This window comes from Amycolatopsis sp. NPDC004079 (assembly GCF_040610415.1).
Taxonomy (GTDB): domain Bacteria; phylum Actinomycetota; class Actinomycetes; order Mycobacteriales; family Pseudonocardiaceae; genus Amycolatopsis; species Amycolatopsis halotolerans.
Genome location: NZ_JBEXMH010000048.1, coordinates 35,773 through 51,969, shown reverse-complemented (window position 1 = coordinate 51,969; position 16,197 = coordinate 35,773). Strand labels below are relative to the sequence as shown.

The 16,197-nt window shown below is 68.5% G+C and carries 14 protein-coding genes; 6 read left to right on the top strand and 8 right to left on the bottom strand.

Features of this window, described 5'->3' with window-relative positions; translation table 11 throughout:
• Positions 1-335: 335 nt before the first annotated feature.
• Positions 336-794: an Lrp/AsnC family transcriptional regulator gene (locus ABZX37_RS35585; RefSeq protein WP_354747126.1), complete on the bottom strand. Its 459-nt coding sequence runs from the start codon at positions 792-794 to the stop codon at positions 336-338.
• A 63-nt stretch (positions 795-857) separates the two neighbouring features.
• On the opposite strand from ABZX37_RS35585, the gene ABZX37_RS35580 reads away from it, so the two are divergent.
• From ABZX37_RS35580 to ABZX37_RS35570, 3 genes are all read left to right on the top strand, one after another.
• Positions 858-1,574, top strand: a complete 717-nt coding sequence (locus tag ABZX37_RS35580) for an AzlC family ABC transporter permease (RefSeq protein ID WP_354747124.1) — start codon at positions 858-860, stop codon at positions 1,572-1,574.
• Entirely contained in the window at positions 1,567-1,896 is a 330-nt protein-coding gene (locus ABZX37_RS35575; protein WP_354747122.1) for an AzlD domain-containing protein, read from the top strand. Before ABZX37_RS35580 ends, ABZX37_RS35575 begins: the two co-directional genes overlap by 8 nt.
• A gap of 168 nt (positions 1,897-2,064) precedes the next feature.
• Positions 2,065-3,051: an aldo/keto reductase gene (locus tag ABZX37_RS35570; protein WP_354747120.1), complete on the top strand. Its 987-nt coding sequence runs from the start codon at positions 2,065-2,067 to the stop codon at positions 3,049-3,051.
• Positions 3,052-3,140: 89 nt separating this feature from the next.
• Here the strand turns inward: ABZX37_RS35570 and ABZX37_RS35565 are convergent, their stop codons facing one another.
• Both ABZX37_RS35565 and ABZX37_RS35560 read right to left on the bottom strand, forming a co-directional pair.
• Positions 3,141-5,108, bottom strand: coding sequence for a YhgE/Pip family protein (locus ABZX37_RS35565; protein ID WP_354747118.1), 1,968 nt, complete (start codon positions 5,106-5,108; stop codon positions 3,141-3,143).
• Entirely contained in the window at positions 5,108-7,819 is a 2,712-nt protein-coding gene (locus ABZX37_RS35560) for an MMPL family transporter (protein ID WP_354747116.1), read from the bottom strand. Before ABZX37_RS35560 ends, ABZX37_RS35565 begins: the two co-directional genes overlap by 1 nt.
• A 109-nt stretch (positions 7,820-7,928) precedes the next feature.
• Here ABZX37_RS35560 and ABZX37_RS35555 point away from each other — a divergent pair, with 109 nt between their 5' ends.
• A complete protein-coding gene (locus ABZX37_RS35555) occupies positions 7,929-8,588 on the top strand; it encodes a helix-turn-helix domain-containing protein (protein ID WP_354747114.1) in 660 nt (219 codons plus the stop codon).
• Position 8,589: 1 nt separating this feature from the next.
• Here the strand turns inward: ABZX37_RS35555 and ABZX37_RS35550 are convergent, their stop codons facing one another.
• Genes ABZX37_RS35550 through ABZX37_RS35535 form a run of 4 tightly spaced genes read right to left on the bottom strand, consistent with a single transcriptional unit; the run spans position 8,590 to position 13,184 of the window.
• Positions 8,590-9,675 (bottom strand): amidohydrolase family protein, encoded by a 1,086-nt coding sequence (locus ABZX37_RS35550; RefSeq protein ID WP_354747112.1) that lies wholly within the window; start codon positions 9,673-9,675, stop codon positions 8,590-8,592.
• A gap of 18 nt (positions 9,676-9,693) precedes the next feature.
• A complete protein-coding gene (locus ABZX37_RS35545) occupies positions 9,694-11,256 on the bottom strand; it encodes a bifunctional 3-(3-hydroxy-phenyl)propionate/3-hydroxycinnamic acid hydroxylase (RefSeq protein WP_354747110.1) in 1,563 nt (520 codons plus the stop codon).
• 30 nt (positions 11,257-11,286) lie between these two features.
• Positions 11,287-12,321, bottom strand: a complete 1,035-nt coding sequence (locus ABZX37_RS35540; RefSeq protein WP_354747108.1) for a VOC family protein — start codon at positions 12,319-12,321, stop codon at positions 11,287-11,289.
• A complete protein-coding gene (locus ABZX37_RS35535; protein ID WP_354747106.1) occupies positions 12,318-13,184 on the bottom strand; it encodes an alpha/beta fold hydrolase in 867 nt (288 codons plus the stop codon). Before ABZX37_RS35535 ends, ABZX37_RS35540 begins: the two co-directional genes overlap by 4 nt.
• Before the next feature lie 164 nt (positions 13,185-13,348).
• On the opposite strand from ABZX37_RS35535, the gene ABZX37_RS35530 reads away from it, so the two are divergent.
• Both ABZX37_RS35530 and ABZX37_RS35525 read left to right on the top strand, forming a co-directional pair.
• Positions 13,349-13,966 (top strand): TetR/AcrR family transcriptional regulator, encoded by a 618-nt coding sequence (locus ABZX37_RS35530; RefSeq protein WP_354747104.1) that lies wholly within the window; start codon positions 13,349-13,351, stop codon positions 13,964-13,966.
• A gap of 25 nt (positions 13,967-13,991) precedes the next feature.
• Positions 13,992-14,963 carry an amidohydrolase family protein gene (locus ABZX37_RS35525; protein WP_354747102.1) on the top strand — a complete coding sequence of 324 codons (972 nt, stop codon included), beginning with the start codon at positions 13,992-13,994 and terminating at the stop codon, positions 14,961-14,963.
• Here the strand turns inward: ABZX37_RS35525 and ABZX37_RS35520 are convergent.
• A complete protein-coding gene (locus tag ABZX37_RS35520; protein ID WP_354747100.1) occupies positions 14,953-16,197 on the bottom strand; it encodes an MFS transporter in 1,245 nt (414 codons plus the stop codon). The genes ABZX37_RS35525 and ABZX37_RS35520 overlap by 11 nt on opposite strands.

Below are 16,197 nucleotides of genomic sequence, written 5' to 3'. Positions count from 1 at the left end.
CGCCACCGGAACGCCTGATTTGTCGCCAGGTGGCCGGGTCTTGAAGTCCGTGAAGGGAACCCTGATTGACTCTGAGTCCCTCAGGGTTCCCCTCACGGACGCCTGGCCCCGCCCAAATCCTTCGGCCTGGGCAAACCGAACCCGCGGCGCCGCCTTAAGTCCCTGCCATTGGGCCGACCGCGTGAACGCCCGTGCCCGCACGGACGCCAGCGGGCAGCAGCGATGCTCGCCCAGCACTGCGGTTCTTGCCGTTTCCCGCGATGGGCGAGCCCTCTGGTGTCGTCGAGCCGCCAAGCGCTTCTGCGGGGTCTTCGCGGACGAGCGCGGCCACTGGGTCAGGCGTCGCCCTTGATTTTCTTCATCGTCAGGTGGGAGGTGACCCGCAGGACACCGGGCAGGCCGGACAGCTTCCGGGTCTGGAACTCCTCGTAGGCGGCGTGGTCGGCGACCGCGACGCGGATGAAGTAATCCGGGCGGCCGAAGAGCCGCCGGAACTCGATGACCTCGTCGTAGGAGGCGATCGTGTCCTCAAGCGCCTCGATGGTCGCCCGGTCGGTCGCGTAGACCTCGAGGTCGATCAGCGTTTCCAGCCCCCGGCCGACAGCTTCGGGATCGATCACCGCGCGGTAACCGGCGATCACTCCGGCCTCTTCGAGGCGCTTGACCCGGCGCAGGCACGGGGGAGGGGTGAGCCCGACCCGTTTGGCGAGTTCGACGTTGGTCAGCCTGCCGTCCTGACGCAGGTGAAACAAAATATCCCGATCCAGCGCATCCAGCCGCACTACATTGCTCACCGACCCATGGTAACGCCATGATCGGACACCAAATTAGCCGAGAGCTGACGTAGTGTTCCAAGGGTGGAAACCGTCTCCGACCTGGCTGTTCGCGATCGCCCGCCCGCTCTGGCCGCGCTGAAGGACTGCGGGTCCGTCGGCATCGGCCTGGTCCCGCTCGGACTCGCCTTCGGCGCGTTCCTCACGCATTCGGGCCTCGCCTGGTGGTGGGCGACGGTGTTCACGACGGTCATCTACGCGGGCTCGTTCGAGTTCCTGCTCATCGGCCTGGCCGCCGCGGCCGCCCCGCTGGCGTCGATCGGGCTCTCGGCGTTCCTGGTCAACGTCCGCCACGTCTTCTACGCCCTCTCCTTCCCGCTGCACCGCGTGCGCGGCCGCAGGGCACGCGCGTACAGCACCTTCGCCCTCACCGACGAGGCGTACGCACTGTCCACAACGGACGCCGCCCGCGAGTGGAACGGCGCGCGAATCCTGTGGCTGCAACTGTTTCTGCACCTGTTCTGGGTCGGCGGAGCAACGGTGGGCGGCCTGCTCGGCTCGCTGATCCCCAGCGGCGTCGTCGGCCTGGACTTCGCCATGACGGCCCTGTTCGTCGTACTCGCGCTCGACGCGGTCCGCGACCGAAAAGGCGACCTGCCGACGCCCGTCCTGGCTGCCCTGAGCGCGGTCGTGGCCCGCGTGGTCTTCCCCGGCCAGATGCTCCTGGCGGCCTTCCTGCTGTTCGTCGGAGGACTGGTCGTCCGCTCCGTCGTGGCCGAACGGAGCTTGAGCAATGCCTGACCCCGGCTACCTGCTTGCCGCGGTCGCAGTATCCGCCGCGGTCACCTGGGGTTTGCGCGCGCTCCCGTTCGCGGTCCTGTCACCGTTGCGCGCCAGCCGGATCGTGCAATATCTGAGCACCCGCATGCCAGCGGGCGTCATGGTGATCCTGCTGGTCTACTGCCTGCGCGACGTGTCGTGGACGTCCTCGAGCGCCGTCGCCCCGACCCTCGCGCTGGCGGTGACGATCGGCCTGCATCTCTGGCGCCGCAACGCAGTACTGAGCATCGTCGGCGGTACGACGGTGCATGTTTTGCTGGCTAGCCTGCTGTTTCCGGTGTGAGGTCGCCGAAGAATTCTCTTCGCGAGCTTGAACACGGGGGCACCGCCAGTACCTGTATCAGGCGGGCCTCCCGGGCCCCCGCGAGGCGACCTAATCTGGCTTTACCGGTCCCGGCTGAGCAGCGGGGACAACGGGCCAGATTATCTTTTGCCGAAGGAGTATTCTCCAGTGCGGAAACGCAAACTCGGACAGCGCCTCGAAGTTTCAGCCATGGGACTCGGTTGCATGGGCATGAGCTTCTTCTACGGTTCGCCCCCGGACCCAGCCGAAATGACGAAGTTGCTGCGGGCCGCCGCGGACCGCGGCGTGACTCTGTTCGACACCGCCGAAGTCTATGGCCCTTTCACCAACGAAGAGCTGGTCGGTCAGGCGCTGGCGCCGGTCCGCGACCAGGTGGTGATCGCCACCAAATTCGGTCTCAAGCACGGAGAACACGGGCCGGCCCCGGCTTCCGGACTCGACAGCAGGCCCGAGCAGATCCGCCGGGTGACCGAGGCCTCGCTCCAGCGCCTGCGCACGGATCGCATTGACCTGCTTTACCAGCACCGCGTCGATCCTGACGTGCCCATCGAAGAAGTTGCGGGCACGGTCAAGGAATTGATCGCCGAAGGCAAGGTCAAGCACTTCGGTTTGTCGGAGGCGGGCGTGACGACGATCAGCCGCGCCCACGCCGTGCAGCCCGTGACGGCGCTGCAAAGCGAATACTCCCTCTGGACCCGAGAACACGAAACCGAGGTCATCCCGGCCTTGGAGAAACTGGGCATCGGCCTGGTGCCCTACAGCCCGCTGGGCAAAGGCTATCTGACCGGCACCATCGACTCCCGCACCTCGCTGGCCGACAACGACCTCCGCCGCATGCTGCCGCGCTTCACTCCCGAAGCACGGCGGGCCAACCAAGCGCTGATCGACTTGCTCCAGGAGATCGCCGGAGACAAGGGAGCCACCCCGGCTCAGATCGCTCTCGCCTGGGTGCTCGCGCAGAAGCCGTGGTTCGTGCCGATTCCCGGGACCACCAAACTGCATCGGTTGGAAGAGAACCTGGGAGCGCTCGACGTCGAATTGACGTCCGGCGACCTGCGGCGCATCGAGGAGGCGGCGAGCCATATCCACGGTGAGCGCATTCCCGAGGCGGTGAAGTCTCAGTTCGGTCGCTGAGCCTCAGAACGTCGAATAGCGGAATTGCGTCCTTCAGCGGTACGGCATGCAAATGCGCCGTTTGCGAGACCGCCCTCGCTTCCTCCCGATCAAGTAGCGGAAAGGGCGCTGCCGCGCCGCAGCCGAATGCTTCTGGCGGAGAGGTAACGCCGCCGGTCGGTGACGAGGATCGAAACGAGGCCGCCGACCAGCAGCCATGCGGCGAGCTGGGCGACGCCGGCGGCCAGCCCGGTCCCGTCGGTGGCGGCGGCTCGCAACGCGAGCACCGCGCCGTGGGTGGGCAGGTAGCCGGCGAGTGCGTACAGCGGTCCGGGAAGTGTCGAGACGACACCGGTCGCCCCGGCCAGGACCAGCACTGCCAGCGAGGCTATCCGGCCGGCCCGGCCGAAGATCGCCGTCGCGGCCTGGTTGAGGGCGACGAACGCCGACGCGGCCAGCAACGCGATCAGCAGGAACCCGACGGTGCCGCCGAGGCTGAGTTTGAGCACGGGGACGGCGATCGCGGTGATGGCGACGGCGGCGAGGGCGGCGGCGGTCGCGCCCGGGATGGCGGCGCGCAGGATGATTCGCCAGGTGGGTTCGCGGGCGGTGAGCACCGCGTCGGGAACGGCGCGGGTGACGAGGTAGGTGGCCAGTGCCAGCGCCCAGAGGCCCAAAGCGGCGAACAGCGTGAGGGCCAGGGTTCCGGTCGGCGTTCCGCCGGCGGCTGAGGTGCTCGGCGCGGCGGCGACGGTCTTGAGGTGTGCGCGTTCGGCGTCGGTGTAGCTGGGCACTTGATCGCGGCCCTTGTCCAGCTGGGTGGCCAGTTCCTGGGCGCCGCGGTCGGCCTTCTTGGCGCCGTCGGTCAGCTGCCCGGTGCCGTCGGCGAGCTTATGGGCACCGGAATTCGTTTGCCGGACGCCGTTGTCGAGCTGACGGGCACCGTCCGCGGCGGCCGCGATTCCGGCGGCGAGCTGGCCGGATTTGTCGGCCAGCTGGGCATTTCCGTCGGCGACCTTGCGGGATCCGGCGGCCAGGGCCTGGATGGAGTCGCGAGCCTTGACGGCGTTGGCCCGGACGGCGGCCTTGGCGCCGTCGATCTTCTGCGCGTCGGCGGTGAACCGGTCCGCAGTCTGGCTCAGGTCGCTGCAGAAGGAGGCTGAACCGCCGTTGGCGGGGCACTGGTCGGCCAGGTGCCGGAACTGCTTCGCGGCGCTGCCCGCCGACGGGAGTGCGTCGATGGCGGCGATGATCCGGTTGGCCAGCGGGACGACGACGGCGGCGAGTTGTTCGTTGCCGTCGGCGACTTGATCCGCTCCGTCGGCGAGTTGGCGGGTCAGCGCGGGCAGTTGCGCGGTGTCCCGTTCGGCTTGGGTGAGTCCGGAAGACAGCTTTCCGGACCCCGCGGCGAGCTGGTCGGTCCCGGTGGCGAGCTGGCCGGCGCCGTCGTTGAGCTGACTGGCGGCCTCGGCCAGCTGCCGGTTCCCGTCGGCCAGCTGGGCTGCCCCGTCCGCTGCCTGTCCGACCTGCTTGTGCAGCGTCGTGAACCCGACGTACACGTTGTCCAGGTAGGTTTCCACGACTTGCTGATTGAGGGTTTGCTGGGTGGCCTTGGCGATGTGCGTCGACAAACTGGGATCAGTGACCCCGGCGGCGTCGGACGTCTGCACCTGCAGCCGCGCCTGCCGCGCGTCGAGCGGTTTGCCGGTGGCGCTGGAGGTGGCGCGGTCCGAGAAGTCCTTCGGGATCGTGACGGTGGCCGCGTAGCTGCCGTCGGCCAGGCCGGAGGAGGCGTCGTCGGCGTCGGTGAGCACCCAGGTGTACGAGGAATCCTCGCTGTGGGTCAGGTATCCGGCGAGCTGACGGCCGAGCGGGATGGTCTGCCCGTTGACCTGCACTGGTTCGTCGTTGTTCACCACGGCTGCTTTCGCGGTGCCGTGATTGGCGTCCGGCGCCCAGAACGCCCAGGTGAGCAAACCCATGACGATCAGCGGCACGGCGATGAGACCGGCCCAGGTGCGCCAGGTCAGCGGCCCGGCGGCCAGTGCGCGGGCGGAGTTGGCGAACGGCTTCAGCATCAGCGGACCTCGGTGGGCTGGGCGGCGGTGAGACCGTGCAGGCGGGTGGCGCCAGCGGGCAGCAGGTCCCGGATGCGGTCGGGATCCTGGCAGGTGAGCACGCAGGTGGCGGCTTCGCCGGAGCGGGTGCGGCGATCGCCGAGCAGAGCGCGCACCTGGTCTCGGACATCCGTGCGGAGCACGAGATCGACGTCGTCGACGACGATGAGCCCGGCGTCGCTCCGAAGAGCTTCAGCGATCTGGCCCGCCGGGTTTTCCTCGTCGCGGCAGGGAATGACAGCGACATCCCGGCGCAGGGCGTGTGCGTGCTGCGGCAGGACGCGCCCGAGCACCTTCAGATCGCCGGTGAACTTCGTGACTCGTCCGGCGAGCGTGTACAGCAAAGCTGTTTTGCCGCACGCGCCCGCGCCGTGCAGCACAAGGACTTCTCCGCGCTGGAGATGCAGCTCGATTCCCGAGTAGACCGGGCGGCCCCGGTCGTCTTCGAGCCGGAGAGCGCGGGCGCTGACCGCCTCAGTGCTGCCCGGCTCGGGCCAGTCGGCCAGGCGCAGTTCGTGGACGAGCGCGTCGCCTTCCGCGTCGAACACCGGCAGGGCGCGGTCGAGCTTCGGAGGCAATCCCCAGGCGCGGCGGCCCAGCAGCGCGAGGACCGCGGGCACCAGGGTCATGCGCACGATGAAGGCGTCGATGAAGACTCCGACCGCGAGGCTGAACGCGATCGGCTTGATCGTGGCGCTGCCTTCGGGCACGAACGCGGCGAAGACGGCGAGCATGATCACCGCGGCCGCGACGACCACCCGCGACGCGGAAACGAACCCGGATTCGATGGCGTGGTGCGGATCGCCCTGGTGGACGTAGTCCTCGCGGATGCGCGAAACGAGGAAGACCTCGTAGTCCATGGCCAGCCCGAAAAGGACACCCATGAGGATGATCGGCAGAAAGCTGATCACGCTCCCGACGTGAGTCACGTTGAGGACGTCCGCAAGATGTCCCTGGACGAACACGAACGACGTCGCGCCGAAAGCCGCGGCGACCGAGAGCAAATAGCCGGCGGTCGCTTTGATCGGCACCCAGATCGACCGGAACACCATGGCCAGCAGGATCAGCGAGAGGCCGACCACCAGGATCCCGAACGGCACCAGGGCGTCGCCGAGTTGTGCGGACACGTCGATCCCGACCGCGGTGATCCCGGTGACGGCGGTCTGCGCGCCGTAGGTTTCCCGGAAGTGCGGCTCCATCCCGCGCAGCCGGGCGACCAGGTCGTCGGTCTGCACTGAGTCCGGCGCGGTCGCGGGGATGACCTGCACGATGCCGGTGTCGCCCTTGGGGTTCGGCGTGGCCAGCGGAACCGAGGCGACGCCGGGCACGTGCCGGATCTCCTCGGCGAGCTTGTTCATCAGCCCGATCGGATCGGTGCTGGTGATGATGTCCGCCGTGACGATCAGCGGACCGTTGTAGCCGGGCCCGAAATGGTCGCTGACGACGTCGTAGGTGTCGCGCGCGGGACTGCCGTGTTCCTCGGTTCCGCTGTCGGGCAACGCCAGGCGCAACGACAGCGCCGGGATCGCGCAGACCGCCAGACCGGCCACCACGACGAGCACGGTGACCAGCGGAGCCTTGGTCGCGAGCCGGACCCACCCGCGCGCGATCTGCGGCTTCTGACGGCTCCGGGTCCGCCGTCGCGGCTTCCTGACCCGCGGCCGCAACCGTTTGCCGGCGAAGGACATCAGCGCCGGCACCAGCGTGACGGCGATCGCGACGGCCAGGGCGACCGCGACGGCGGCGGCAATTCCCATGGTGGTCAGGAACGGGATGCCCGCGACCGCCAGCCCGAGCAGGGCGATGACCACGGTCAGCCCGGCGAAGATCACGGCCGACCCGGCGGTGGCGGTGGCCCGGGCGATCGACTCTTCGACGTCGAGGCCCTCCGCGAGCTGGTCGCGATGCCGGGAGAGCAGGAACAAGGCGTAGTCGATCCCGACGGCGAGCCCGATCATCACCGCCAGCATCGGCGCGGTCGAGGAGATCGGGGTGACCAGCGTGGCCAGGAAGATCAGGCCGCCCGCGACGCCGACGCCGAGGACCGCCGTCGCCAGCGGCATCGCCGCGGCGATCAGCGACCGGAACATCAGCACCAGCACCAGCAAGGCGATGACCAGGCCGATGCCCTCGGTCGGGCTGAGCTTCGGGACCCGGTCGGAAAACGCGTCGCCGCCGGTGCGGACCTCCGTGCCGGTCGCCTTCGCGAGGTCGGCGGCGATCCCGGCGACCTGAGTCTTGGTGGTTGGGTCGACCTCGGCGAGCTGCACTTTCAACGGCACGGCGATCAGCGCGGCCCGGCCGTCCTTCGACACCGCGCCGCTGACGTCTTTGCCGAACGGGTCCACGACCGTGGCGACCTGGTCCAGCTTCCCGATCCGGTCCACCGCTTGGCCGACCGCGGCCCGGATCCGCGGGGTATCGGCCTTCGCGCCCTCCGGCGCCACGAGCACCAGTTGCGCGGACGTGCCGCTGACCTCCGGAAAGACGCGGCCGAGGTGGTCGAGGGCATCTTGGGACTCCGAGCCCGGAATGGCGAACGCGTCGTCGGTGCCTTGATTGGCCACGAGCGCCGCGCCGCCGGCCGCGGCCAGGATCACGACCCACAGCGCCACCACGAGCACGCGCGCTCGGGCGGCGGCGCGGCCCAGCCGGTACAGGAATGACGACACGGGCGCTCCCAACACATCGGATACACGGTGTATCGTAATGCAGTGTGCATCCGATGCAACGTGTATCCGATCACCTGGTCGGGGGAACGGCGGAGATAGGGTGAGCGACATGGCGACCACCGGCGCGAGCCTGGAAACCCCGAAGCGCATGACCCGCCGGCGTGCGGAAACGCGGCGGCGGGTCATGGCCGCCGCCTATGCGGTGTTCACCGAGACGGGCATCCGGGACGCTCCCGTCGAGCTGATCTGCGAACGGGCCGGTTTCACTCGCGGTGCTTTCTACTCGAACTTCGCCAGCAAGGAAGAACTGTTCCTCGCCATCTACGAGGTGGAGATGCGGGAGCGCGCCGAGCGGCTGCGCGCCGCCGTCGACGAGGCGGTCGATCGGGCGGGGCCCGGTTCTGTCGACGAGGTGCTGCGAAAAGCCGGTCTGCTTTTCCTGGAGTCCCTCGCGGCGGACGAGACGTGGTACCTGCTCAACGCCGAGTTCCGGGCACAGGCGCTCCGTCAGGAGGACCTGCGCGCACCGGCCGCGGCCGCCGAACGCCGCTTCCACGAGGCCCTCGCCGACATCCTGCGGAACCTGCTCGACCGGCTGGACATGCGGCTGACCGTCGATCCGCGCAGTGCCGTCGTCACGATCGTGGCGCTCTACGAGACCATGCTCGAACGCTCAATCCTCGATGAACTCCCCGACAAGGCCGACAGCCGCTATCTGACCGACGTGCTGCCTCGGCTGTTGACGGCGCTGACGACCGCGGGCCGGTGACCTAGGACCCGACGGCCTGCGCCAGGCGGGGGAGTTCGCGCAAACCATTGGCGCGCTCGATCTCAAGCCGGTCGCTGGCGGTGAAGGTCTGGTCGAGTTCGGGCTGCGGGTCTCCGGAACCGGTGAGGGTCAACTGGGAGAACGGCCAGTCGCTGCCGAACACGACGCGGGACTGCTGCCCGGTCGCGAGCACGCTGCGCATATCCGTTGCCGCCGGGCTCAACGCGGTGTCGTAGAAGAAAGTCTTGACCAATTCGGCGACGTCGAACGCCGACGGTCGCGGCACGCCGGGCGGAAACAGGTCGGCGGCCCCGGTTTTCGAGAGCACGCCCAGGCGGTAGGTCAGGAAGGGGATCGTGCCGCCGGCATGCGCGAGCTGGAACCTGATGCGGGGATAGCGGCGCATCGTTCCGGTGTACATCAGCATTGTCGCGGCGCGGGTGGTGTCGAAGGTGAACTCGTAGAGGAAGTCCGGGAGAGGCAGTTCTGGTTTCGAGTCGCGGGACACGGACGCGGGGTGGACGAAGACGTACGCGTTGTGCCGGTCGAGAGCGGCCATCAGCGGCTCGAATCGGGGATCGCCGAGATATACGTCGTCGTACGAAGACAACAGCACGACGCCGTCCAATTTCAACACGGTCAGCGCGTATTCGAGTTCGGCGATCGACGCTGCCACGTCAGGCATGGGCAGCACCGCGAAACCGCCGAAGCGAGTCGGATGGGACTTGAACAAGCTTGCGGCGTAGGTGTTGCAGTACCGGGCCATGTCCCGCGCCTCGGTGCCGCGGAGGAAGGACACGCCGGGGTCCGAAATGGACAGTGCCTGAGCGGCGATCCCGTAGCGGTCCATGAAGTCCAGCGCCGCCTCCGGCGACCATTCGGGGGTCGGATAACCGCCGATGGTGAAATAACCGTGGCTCAGCAAGGAAGCCCGGTATTCGGGTGGCAGGAAGTGCGCGTGCAGATCAATCCGGTAGGCACCGGAAGGCGCCGCGGTCGCTCGTGCGGCCGCCGTGCTGAACAGGCCAGCGCTGGCTAGGGCTGCGGCACTGGTGACCGCGCGGCGACGGGTGAACTTTCGGTTCATGGCGGTGGTCCTTCCGGGTCAGGAAAGCAGGCGATCAGCGTCGAGCGGCCGGAGTCCGGCTGGCGGCGGGGAGAGCGCGGTGGTGGCGTCTGCGGCGGCGTAGACGAAGCCATCTGGACGCAGGGCCAAGGCGTGCGCGCGATGCATCCGCATCCAGCCGAGGAGGGTGCCGTCGACGTCGACCACGCATCCGTTTTCCGGTTGTGCTCCGGGAGGGAGGACCGTCAGGCGGGCGGCGGCGGTCCACGCCGGGTCCGGGACGGCGGCGCAGGTGCTCAGCACGGTCCACTTGCCGTCGAGGACGTCGTCGAGCCTGCTGCGGGCACCGTCGCTGTCGAGTACCCACGGCTGGGGCACCTTGTGGCCGACAGCGGGGGTGCCGCTGCCGAGGAATCCGCGTGGGTAGCGCGCCGCGGGTAGCCAGGACAGCTTGACGAGGAGTCGCCGGACCGGCGACAGCCGCGATAGAGGGCGCACCAGCGTGTCGCGGATCTGGCAGATCCGGCGACGGCGTTCGGTGATGATCCGGCCCACCAGTACCGCGCGGCGCGTCACCTCGCGCACATGCGGTTTGCGTTCGGTCTCGTAGGAATCCAGCACGGTCTCGGGCAGTTCGCCGCGGATGACGGCGGCGAGTTTCCAGCACAGGTTGGCCGCGTCGCGCACCCCGGCGGCCATGCCCTGGCCGATCCACGGCGGCATGGCGTGGGCCGCGTCGCCGGCGAGGAAGACGCGGCCGACGCGCCAGCGGGCGGCGGCGCGGACGTGGTGGCTGTAGACCACGGCCCGCAGCACGGTCACCTCGTCGCGGGTGATGCCCTGGCGGCCGAGCAGACGCCATACTGCCGCGTCGGTGACGAGGTCGTTTTCGTCCTCGCCGGGAAGGACGGGGAATTCCCAGCGGTGGTGCCCCAGCGGCGTGGGGCAGTCCACGGCAGGGCGGAGCGGGTCGCAGTGGAAGCGCAGCCGGTCGTGACCGGGCCACTCGCGCTTGACCTCGGTGTCGATGACCACCCAGCGGGTTTCGTAGGTGCGGCCGTCGAAACCGACGCCGAGCTGGCCGCGGGTCGGGCTGGAACCGCCGTCCGCGGCGATGACCCAGGAAGCCCGCACCCGTTTGAGGTGTTCGCCGCCGTCGTCGGCCAGCAGCAGTTCGGTGCCGCCGGTGTCTTGGCGCACGCGCAGGCATTCGTGGGCCAGCAGCAGGTCGACGTTCGGGAACCTCGTGACGCCCTTGCGCAGGGTCTCTTCCAGGGTCGGTTGGTAGATGAACAGCTGAGGCGGGTAGCCATGGCCTGCCGAGTCGAAGGACGCGGACAGGAACGACCGTCCCCGGTGATCGACGAAGTCGATCGGCAGCCCGGCCAGCATGTCTCGCTGCAGTTCTTCGGCCAGGCCGACCTGTTGCCAGACGCGCAGCACCTCCTCGTCGGTCGAGATGGCGCGGGCCCGGGTGTAGACCTCGGCGTCGCGTTCGACGACGACCACCTTCAAGCCTTGCGCGCCAAGCAGATTGGCGGCAGTGACCCCGGTGGGCCCGTACCCGATGACGGCCACGTCGTAGCGGGGGATTTCGGACACTTCCGTGTGCCTCCTTGGCTGAGCCGGATGTCAGCGGTGGGTGCCCAACGCGGTGGCGGACAGCGCCGGGACGGTCTCCTCCTGCTCGCGCAGCGACCGGACCGCGGCTTGGAAACGCGACATGAGGGCGGCGACGCCTGCGCCGGCCGTGGTGTGCCCCCACAGCGAAATGCCTTGGTACGTAGCGGGTTCCCAGGTCTCTTCCCGTTCGGGGGTGACGACGACCGGGTTCCAGCCGACCTCGAGTTCGAATCCGGACGGGGTGACGCAGTAGTAGGACAGCTCGCGGTCGTTGGTGTGCTGGCCGATCGACCAGGCCATGGCGAAGCCGAGTTCGGTGACCCGGTGAAAGCTGGCGAGGAGGTCGTCGAGGGTGGCGATCTCGATGTTGACGTGCTGCACGGAGGTGCGGACCGGGTCGAGCGCGAGTCCGGCGACGTTGGCGAGTGCGATGGAGTGGTGGCGCTGCCCGCTGCGCAGGAACCGGATGTTCAGTTTCGCCGGGCCGATGCGTTCGACGATCCGGTCCGACAGGCGCAGGTCCAGCAGGTTGTTCCAGTAGGTGTGCAGGTGCTCGGGCCGGGTGGTGGTGATCGCCAGGTGACCCATGCCGGAACGGCCGGTGACGAAGGCGGTGTTGCGCATCCGCAACGGTGCGGCGGTGGTGCGGGCACGGGTGAAGACCTCGGTGGCGATGCCTTTCGGGCCGGGGAATCGCCACAGCCGTTCGACCCCGCGCAGGGCGGCCTCCTCCGAGGAGCCTTCGGCGACGGGCAGTCCGGCGGCGGCGACCCTTCCCAGCACGATCTCAAAGGTTTCGTGGTCGTCGATTTCCCAGCCTGCGGCGATGACGTCCTCGGCCGGGCCGCGCTGGACGAGGAACCGGCATTCGCGGTCGTCGAGGCGGAAACGCAGAGTGTCGCGGATGAGTTCGTCGACGTGCAGGCCGATCGCGTCGGCGCCGAAGCGGTTCCAGTCGGTCAGCCGTCGCGACTCGACGACGATGTACCCCAGCCGCGCGGCGCCGAAGACGTCCGGGCGGCTTCTAGTGTCCACAATGGTCACCGGACCCCTCCGAGCCAGTCGAGCAGCAGCCGGTTGAATCGCTCGGCCTGTTCGTATTGGGCCCAGTGGCCGGTGCGGGCGAACAGGTGCAGGTCGCAGTGCGGCATGGTGCGCGCCAGCCACGGTCCGCCGGACGGCCGGTTGACCTTGTCGTGGGTGCCCCACACGACCAGCGTGGGCACCTGGCAGCGCGCGAGCCGGTCGCGGTCGCGGGTGAGGTCCATGCGCCACAACGTGCGCAGCGCTCCGCGCCCGGTCGGGCGGCGCAGGGGCGGATTCGCCACCACTTCGGGGTCGATGCTGGCCTGATAGCGCAGTTCGATCAGTTCTTCCGGCACTTCGGACGCGTCGAAGACCAGGTACTCGCGGATGAACGAGGTCAGCTTCGCCCGGGACGGGCCTTCGCCGCCGTAGTAACCGAGCAGCGCGTTCAGTCCCTTGGTCGGCGGCCGACGTGTTGTGCCAATGCCGCCGGGGCCCATCAGCACGAGCGTCTCCACCCGGTCCGGCCGATCGAGCGCCAGCCGCAATGCCGCCGCTCCGCCGTAGGAGTTGCCCACTACGTGCGCCTTCTCGACGTCTAGCGCGTCAAGCAGGCCGCGCACGAAGATCGCGAGGTCGCCGAAGGGGTCGGCATGGTCCAGTTCCTTCGACGACCGCCCGTATCCGGGCATGTCCGGAACCAGCACCCGGTGACCGGCCGCCGCGAGCGCGTCGGCGTTGCGCGCGTAATTGGACGCGCCGGTCGCGCCCGGCCCGCCGCCGTGGAGCAGGACCACCGGTGTCGCCTTCCCCGGGCCGGCGATCTCGGTGAGGAAGATGTCGCGGGCACCGACCCGGACGGTGCTCTCAGTGCTCCGCACCACAGCGGACGATGGTGAGCCAGTCGACGGCACGGGGCCTCCACGTCGAGTCGGGAACCGCATTCCTGTAGTCATCACTACAATTGGATCGATCGCTACGGTAAGCTGAGCGGGCAGCGTCGGTCAATCCCTTCCTGTAGTGACCGATACGGTAAGGTGCGAGAGTGAACGTGAACGAACGAGGCGCGCGCCGCCGGCGAGCGAACGGCGAGGAGTCGCGCCGGAAGATTCTCGACGCGACCGTCGAAGTCGCCGGGGAACGCGGCTACGAGGGCACCAGCATCGCGCTGGTGAGCAAGAAATGCGGGCTCCCGGCGAGTTCGATCTACTGGCATTTCAAGGACAAAGACGACCTGATCGCGGCGGTCATCGAGCGCAGCTTCGACGGCTGGCTCGCCGCGTTGTCCCTGCCCGAAGAAGGCGGAACACCGCTGGAGCGCGGCACCGGGCTGGCGCAGCAGGTCGCGAAGGCGCTGCTCGAGGCTCCGGATTTCTTGCGCCTGGGCCTCATGCTCACCCTCGAACGCCGCCCCGAAGAACCCAGTGCCCGGACGATGTTCCTGCAGGTGCGCGGAGTCGCGCAGGAACGCGTCGCGGGCATGATCGCCGAATTCATGCCGGAACTGGACTCCGCCTCCGTCGAGTTGCTCACGACGTACGCCATGGCTGGTGCCGACGGACTGTTCGTCGCGAAGGAAATCGGCGGCGACGCCGTAGATCTGATGCGCTTGTTCGAACTGCACGCCCAGGCGGTATTCGACCTCGCTGCCCGGCTTCGCTGACCCGCTTCGAGAAAGGACGCCTCCGATGAGCCGTGCCCAGCGCATCGACACCCACCAGCACCTCGTGCCGCCCCGCTACGCGAAATGGATGCAGGACAAAGGAATCCGCCCTGGCGGCATCGATCTGCCGTCTTGGTCGGAGTCTGCCGCACTGAAATTCATGGACGGCCACGGAATCGCTGCCGGAATTCTCTCCCTCTCCACTCCCGGGGTCTACTTCGGAGACATCCCGGAGGCTCGCCGCTGGGCGCGCGACGTCAACGAGTACGCCGCCGAAGTCGTCGCCGACCGGCCGGACAGGTTCGGATTCTTCGCCACCCTCACCCTGCCCGACGTCGAAGGCGCGCTCGCCGAAGCCGAATACGCACTGGACACGCTGCACGCCGACGGCATCGTCCTGCTGGCCAACAACGACGGTCGCTACCTCGGCGACCCGGGATTCGAGCCGCTGCTGCAGTTCCTCCACGAACGCCGGGCGGCGGTGTTCGTCCACCCGGGCGAGCTGCCCGGCCCGGAGGTGCCCGGAATCCCGACTTTCACCGCGGACTTCCTGCTCGACACCACGCGCACGGCGATCAGCCTGATCCTGTCGGGATCGATGGAAAAGTACCCGGGGATCAAATTCATCCTCGCGCACGCGGGCGGGTTCGTGCCCTACATTTCTTACCGCATCCTGCTTACGATGCTGAACACGAAGAACAAGGCACAGCAAGCATGGGCGCTGCTCGACCAAAAGCACCAGGTGCCCAAGCAGCTCTCAGTCCTGCGGCAGTTTTACTACGACATCGCCCTTTCGGCGTCGCCTGCCGCTTTGCCGAGTCTGCTGGAGGTGGCGGATCCGGACCACATCACGTACGGCAGCGACTTCCCGTTCGCCCCCGCGGTCGCCGTCGGTTTCATGAACAAGACCTTCGAACGCTATCCCCTGGACGACGATCTGCGAGCGGCGATCGACCGCGGAAACTCGGAGAAGTTGTTCCCCCGGCTCAAGGGCTGACCGCTTCGCGCTCGCGGATCGGAATGAGCAACAGAACACCCAGCAGCGGGCCGATCGCCAGTACGCCGAAAGCCAGGAACAGCGAGCCGGTCGCACTGAACACGGCACCGACTGCGACGGGTGCGAACACGCCGCCGAGTTGCCAGGCCGTGTTGGCGAGACCGAAGGCCCCGCCGACGAACCGGGGGTCGGCGTACTGCGGGACGGTCGAGTTGGTCAGCACCGTGTAGCCGTACACGCCCAAACCGAGAAGCGGGGCGAGGATCAGCAGGACGGAGTAGTCGCGCACCAGGCCGAAGACGACCAGGATGACCGCGAAGTACCCGCTGAGGATCATCAGGTGCGCCTTGCGGGTGCCGCGCAGGCGGTCGGACAGGAAGCCGACCAGGGGTTTGACCCCGATCGCGGTGGTGCTGACGACGACCATGACCAGCGCGGCCTTTCCCGCCGAGAGCCCGAGCGACTTCACCATCAGGGAGTTGCCCCAGGCCAGGAACCCCAGGGTGGCCCACTGCATGCCGAGTCCGGCGGCTGCGAGCGACATCAGGTTGCGGTTCTTGAGCATCGCCGCGAAGCCGAGGCGTCCGCCCGGTTCTGCCGTCTCGACCGAATCGGGCGGGACGGGCGGGTCGTTGCGCAGCAGGACCCAGCAGACCACGCCCGCCACGACGGTGAGCACCCCGAACAGGTAGTAGACCCCGTTCCAGTCGAGCCTCGCCATCAGCGCGGGGACGGAGGCGTTGGCGAGCACGCTGCCGAACGCGGTCGCGGTGATGTACAGCCCGAACGCGGTCCCGCGCTCGCGCGGCGGGAACCAGCGGCTGAGCAGCTTCGTGAACGACGCGACGTCGGCGCCGCTGACCAGCCCGATGAGGACCTGGATCGCGATCCCCACGCCGAGGTTGTGCACGGTGCCGAAGGCGAACGTCAGCATTCCCGCCAGGACAAGGGAAATCCCCACGGCGAGGCGGCCGCCGATCAGGTCCGCGACGATTCCGCCGGGGATGTTGGCGACCACGTACCCGATGGACATCGCGGTCGCGAAGATCCCCAGCTGGGCCACCGACAGCCCGATGGAGTGCGAAGCGTCGACCGCGACCACCGACCAGGCGGTGCGGTTGAGGTAGATGAGGGTGTAGGCCAGCCAGCACACGGCGAGGATCACCCACCGGTAGCGGGACGCTTTCGCGGCCCGGGGCGCCGCGGTGTCCGATGCGGACTTCGTCGCATCCAT

Excerpts from the sequence above, each read along its gene's own strand:
- ABZX37_RS35575 (WP_354747122.1), top strand. The coding sequence starts at position 1,567 with ATGCCTGACCCCGGCTACCTGCTTGCCGCGGTCGCAGTATCCGCCGCG.
- ABZX37_RS35565 (WP_354747118.1), bottom strand. The coding sequence starts at position 5,108 with ATGCTGAAGCCGTTCGCCAACTCCGCCCGCGCACTGGCCGCCGGGCCG.
- ABZX37_RS35555 (WP_354747114.1), top strand. The coding sequence starts at position 7,929 with ATGGCGACCACCGGCGCGAGCCTGGAAACCCCGAAGCGCATGACCCGC.
- ABZX37_RS35550 (WP_354747112.1), bottom strand. The coding sequence starts at position 9,675 with ATGAACCGAAAGTTCACCCGTCGCCGCGCGGTCACCAGTGCCGCAGCC.
- ABZX37_RS35525 (WP_354747102.1), top strand. The coding sequence starts at position 13,992 with ATGAGCCGTGCCCAGCGCATCGACACCCACCAGCACCTCGTGCCGCCC.
- ABZX37_RS35520 (WP_354747100.1), bottom strand. The coding sequence starts at position 16,197 with ATGGATGCGACGAAGTCCGCATCGGACACCGCGGCGCCCCGGGCCGCG.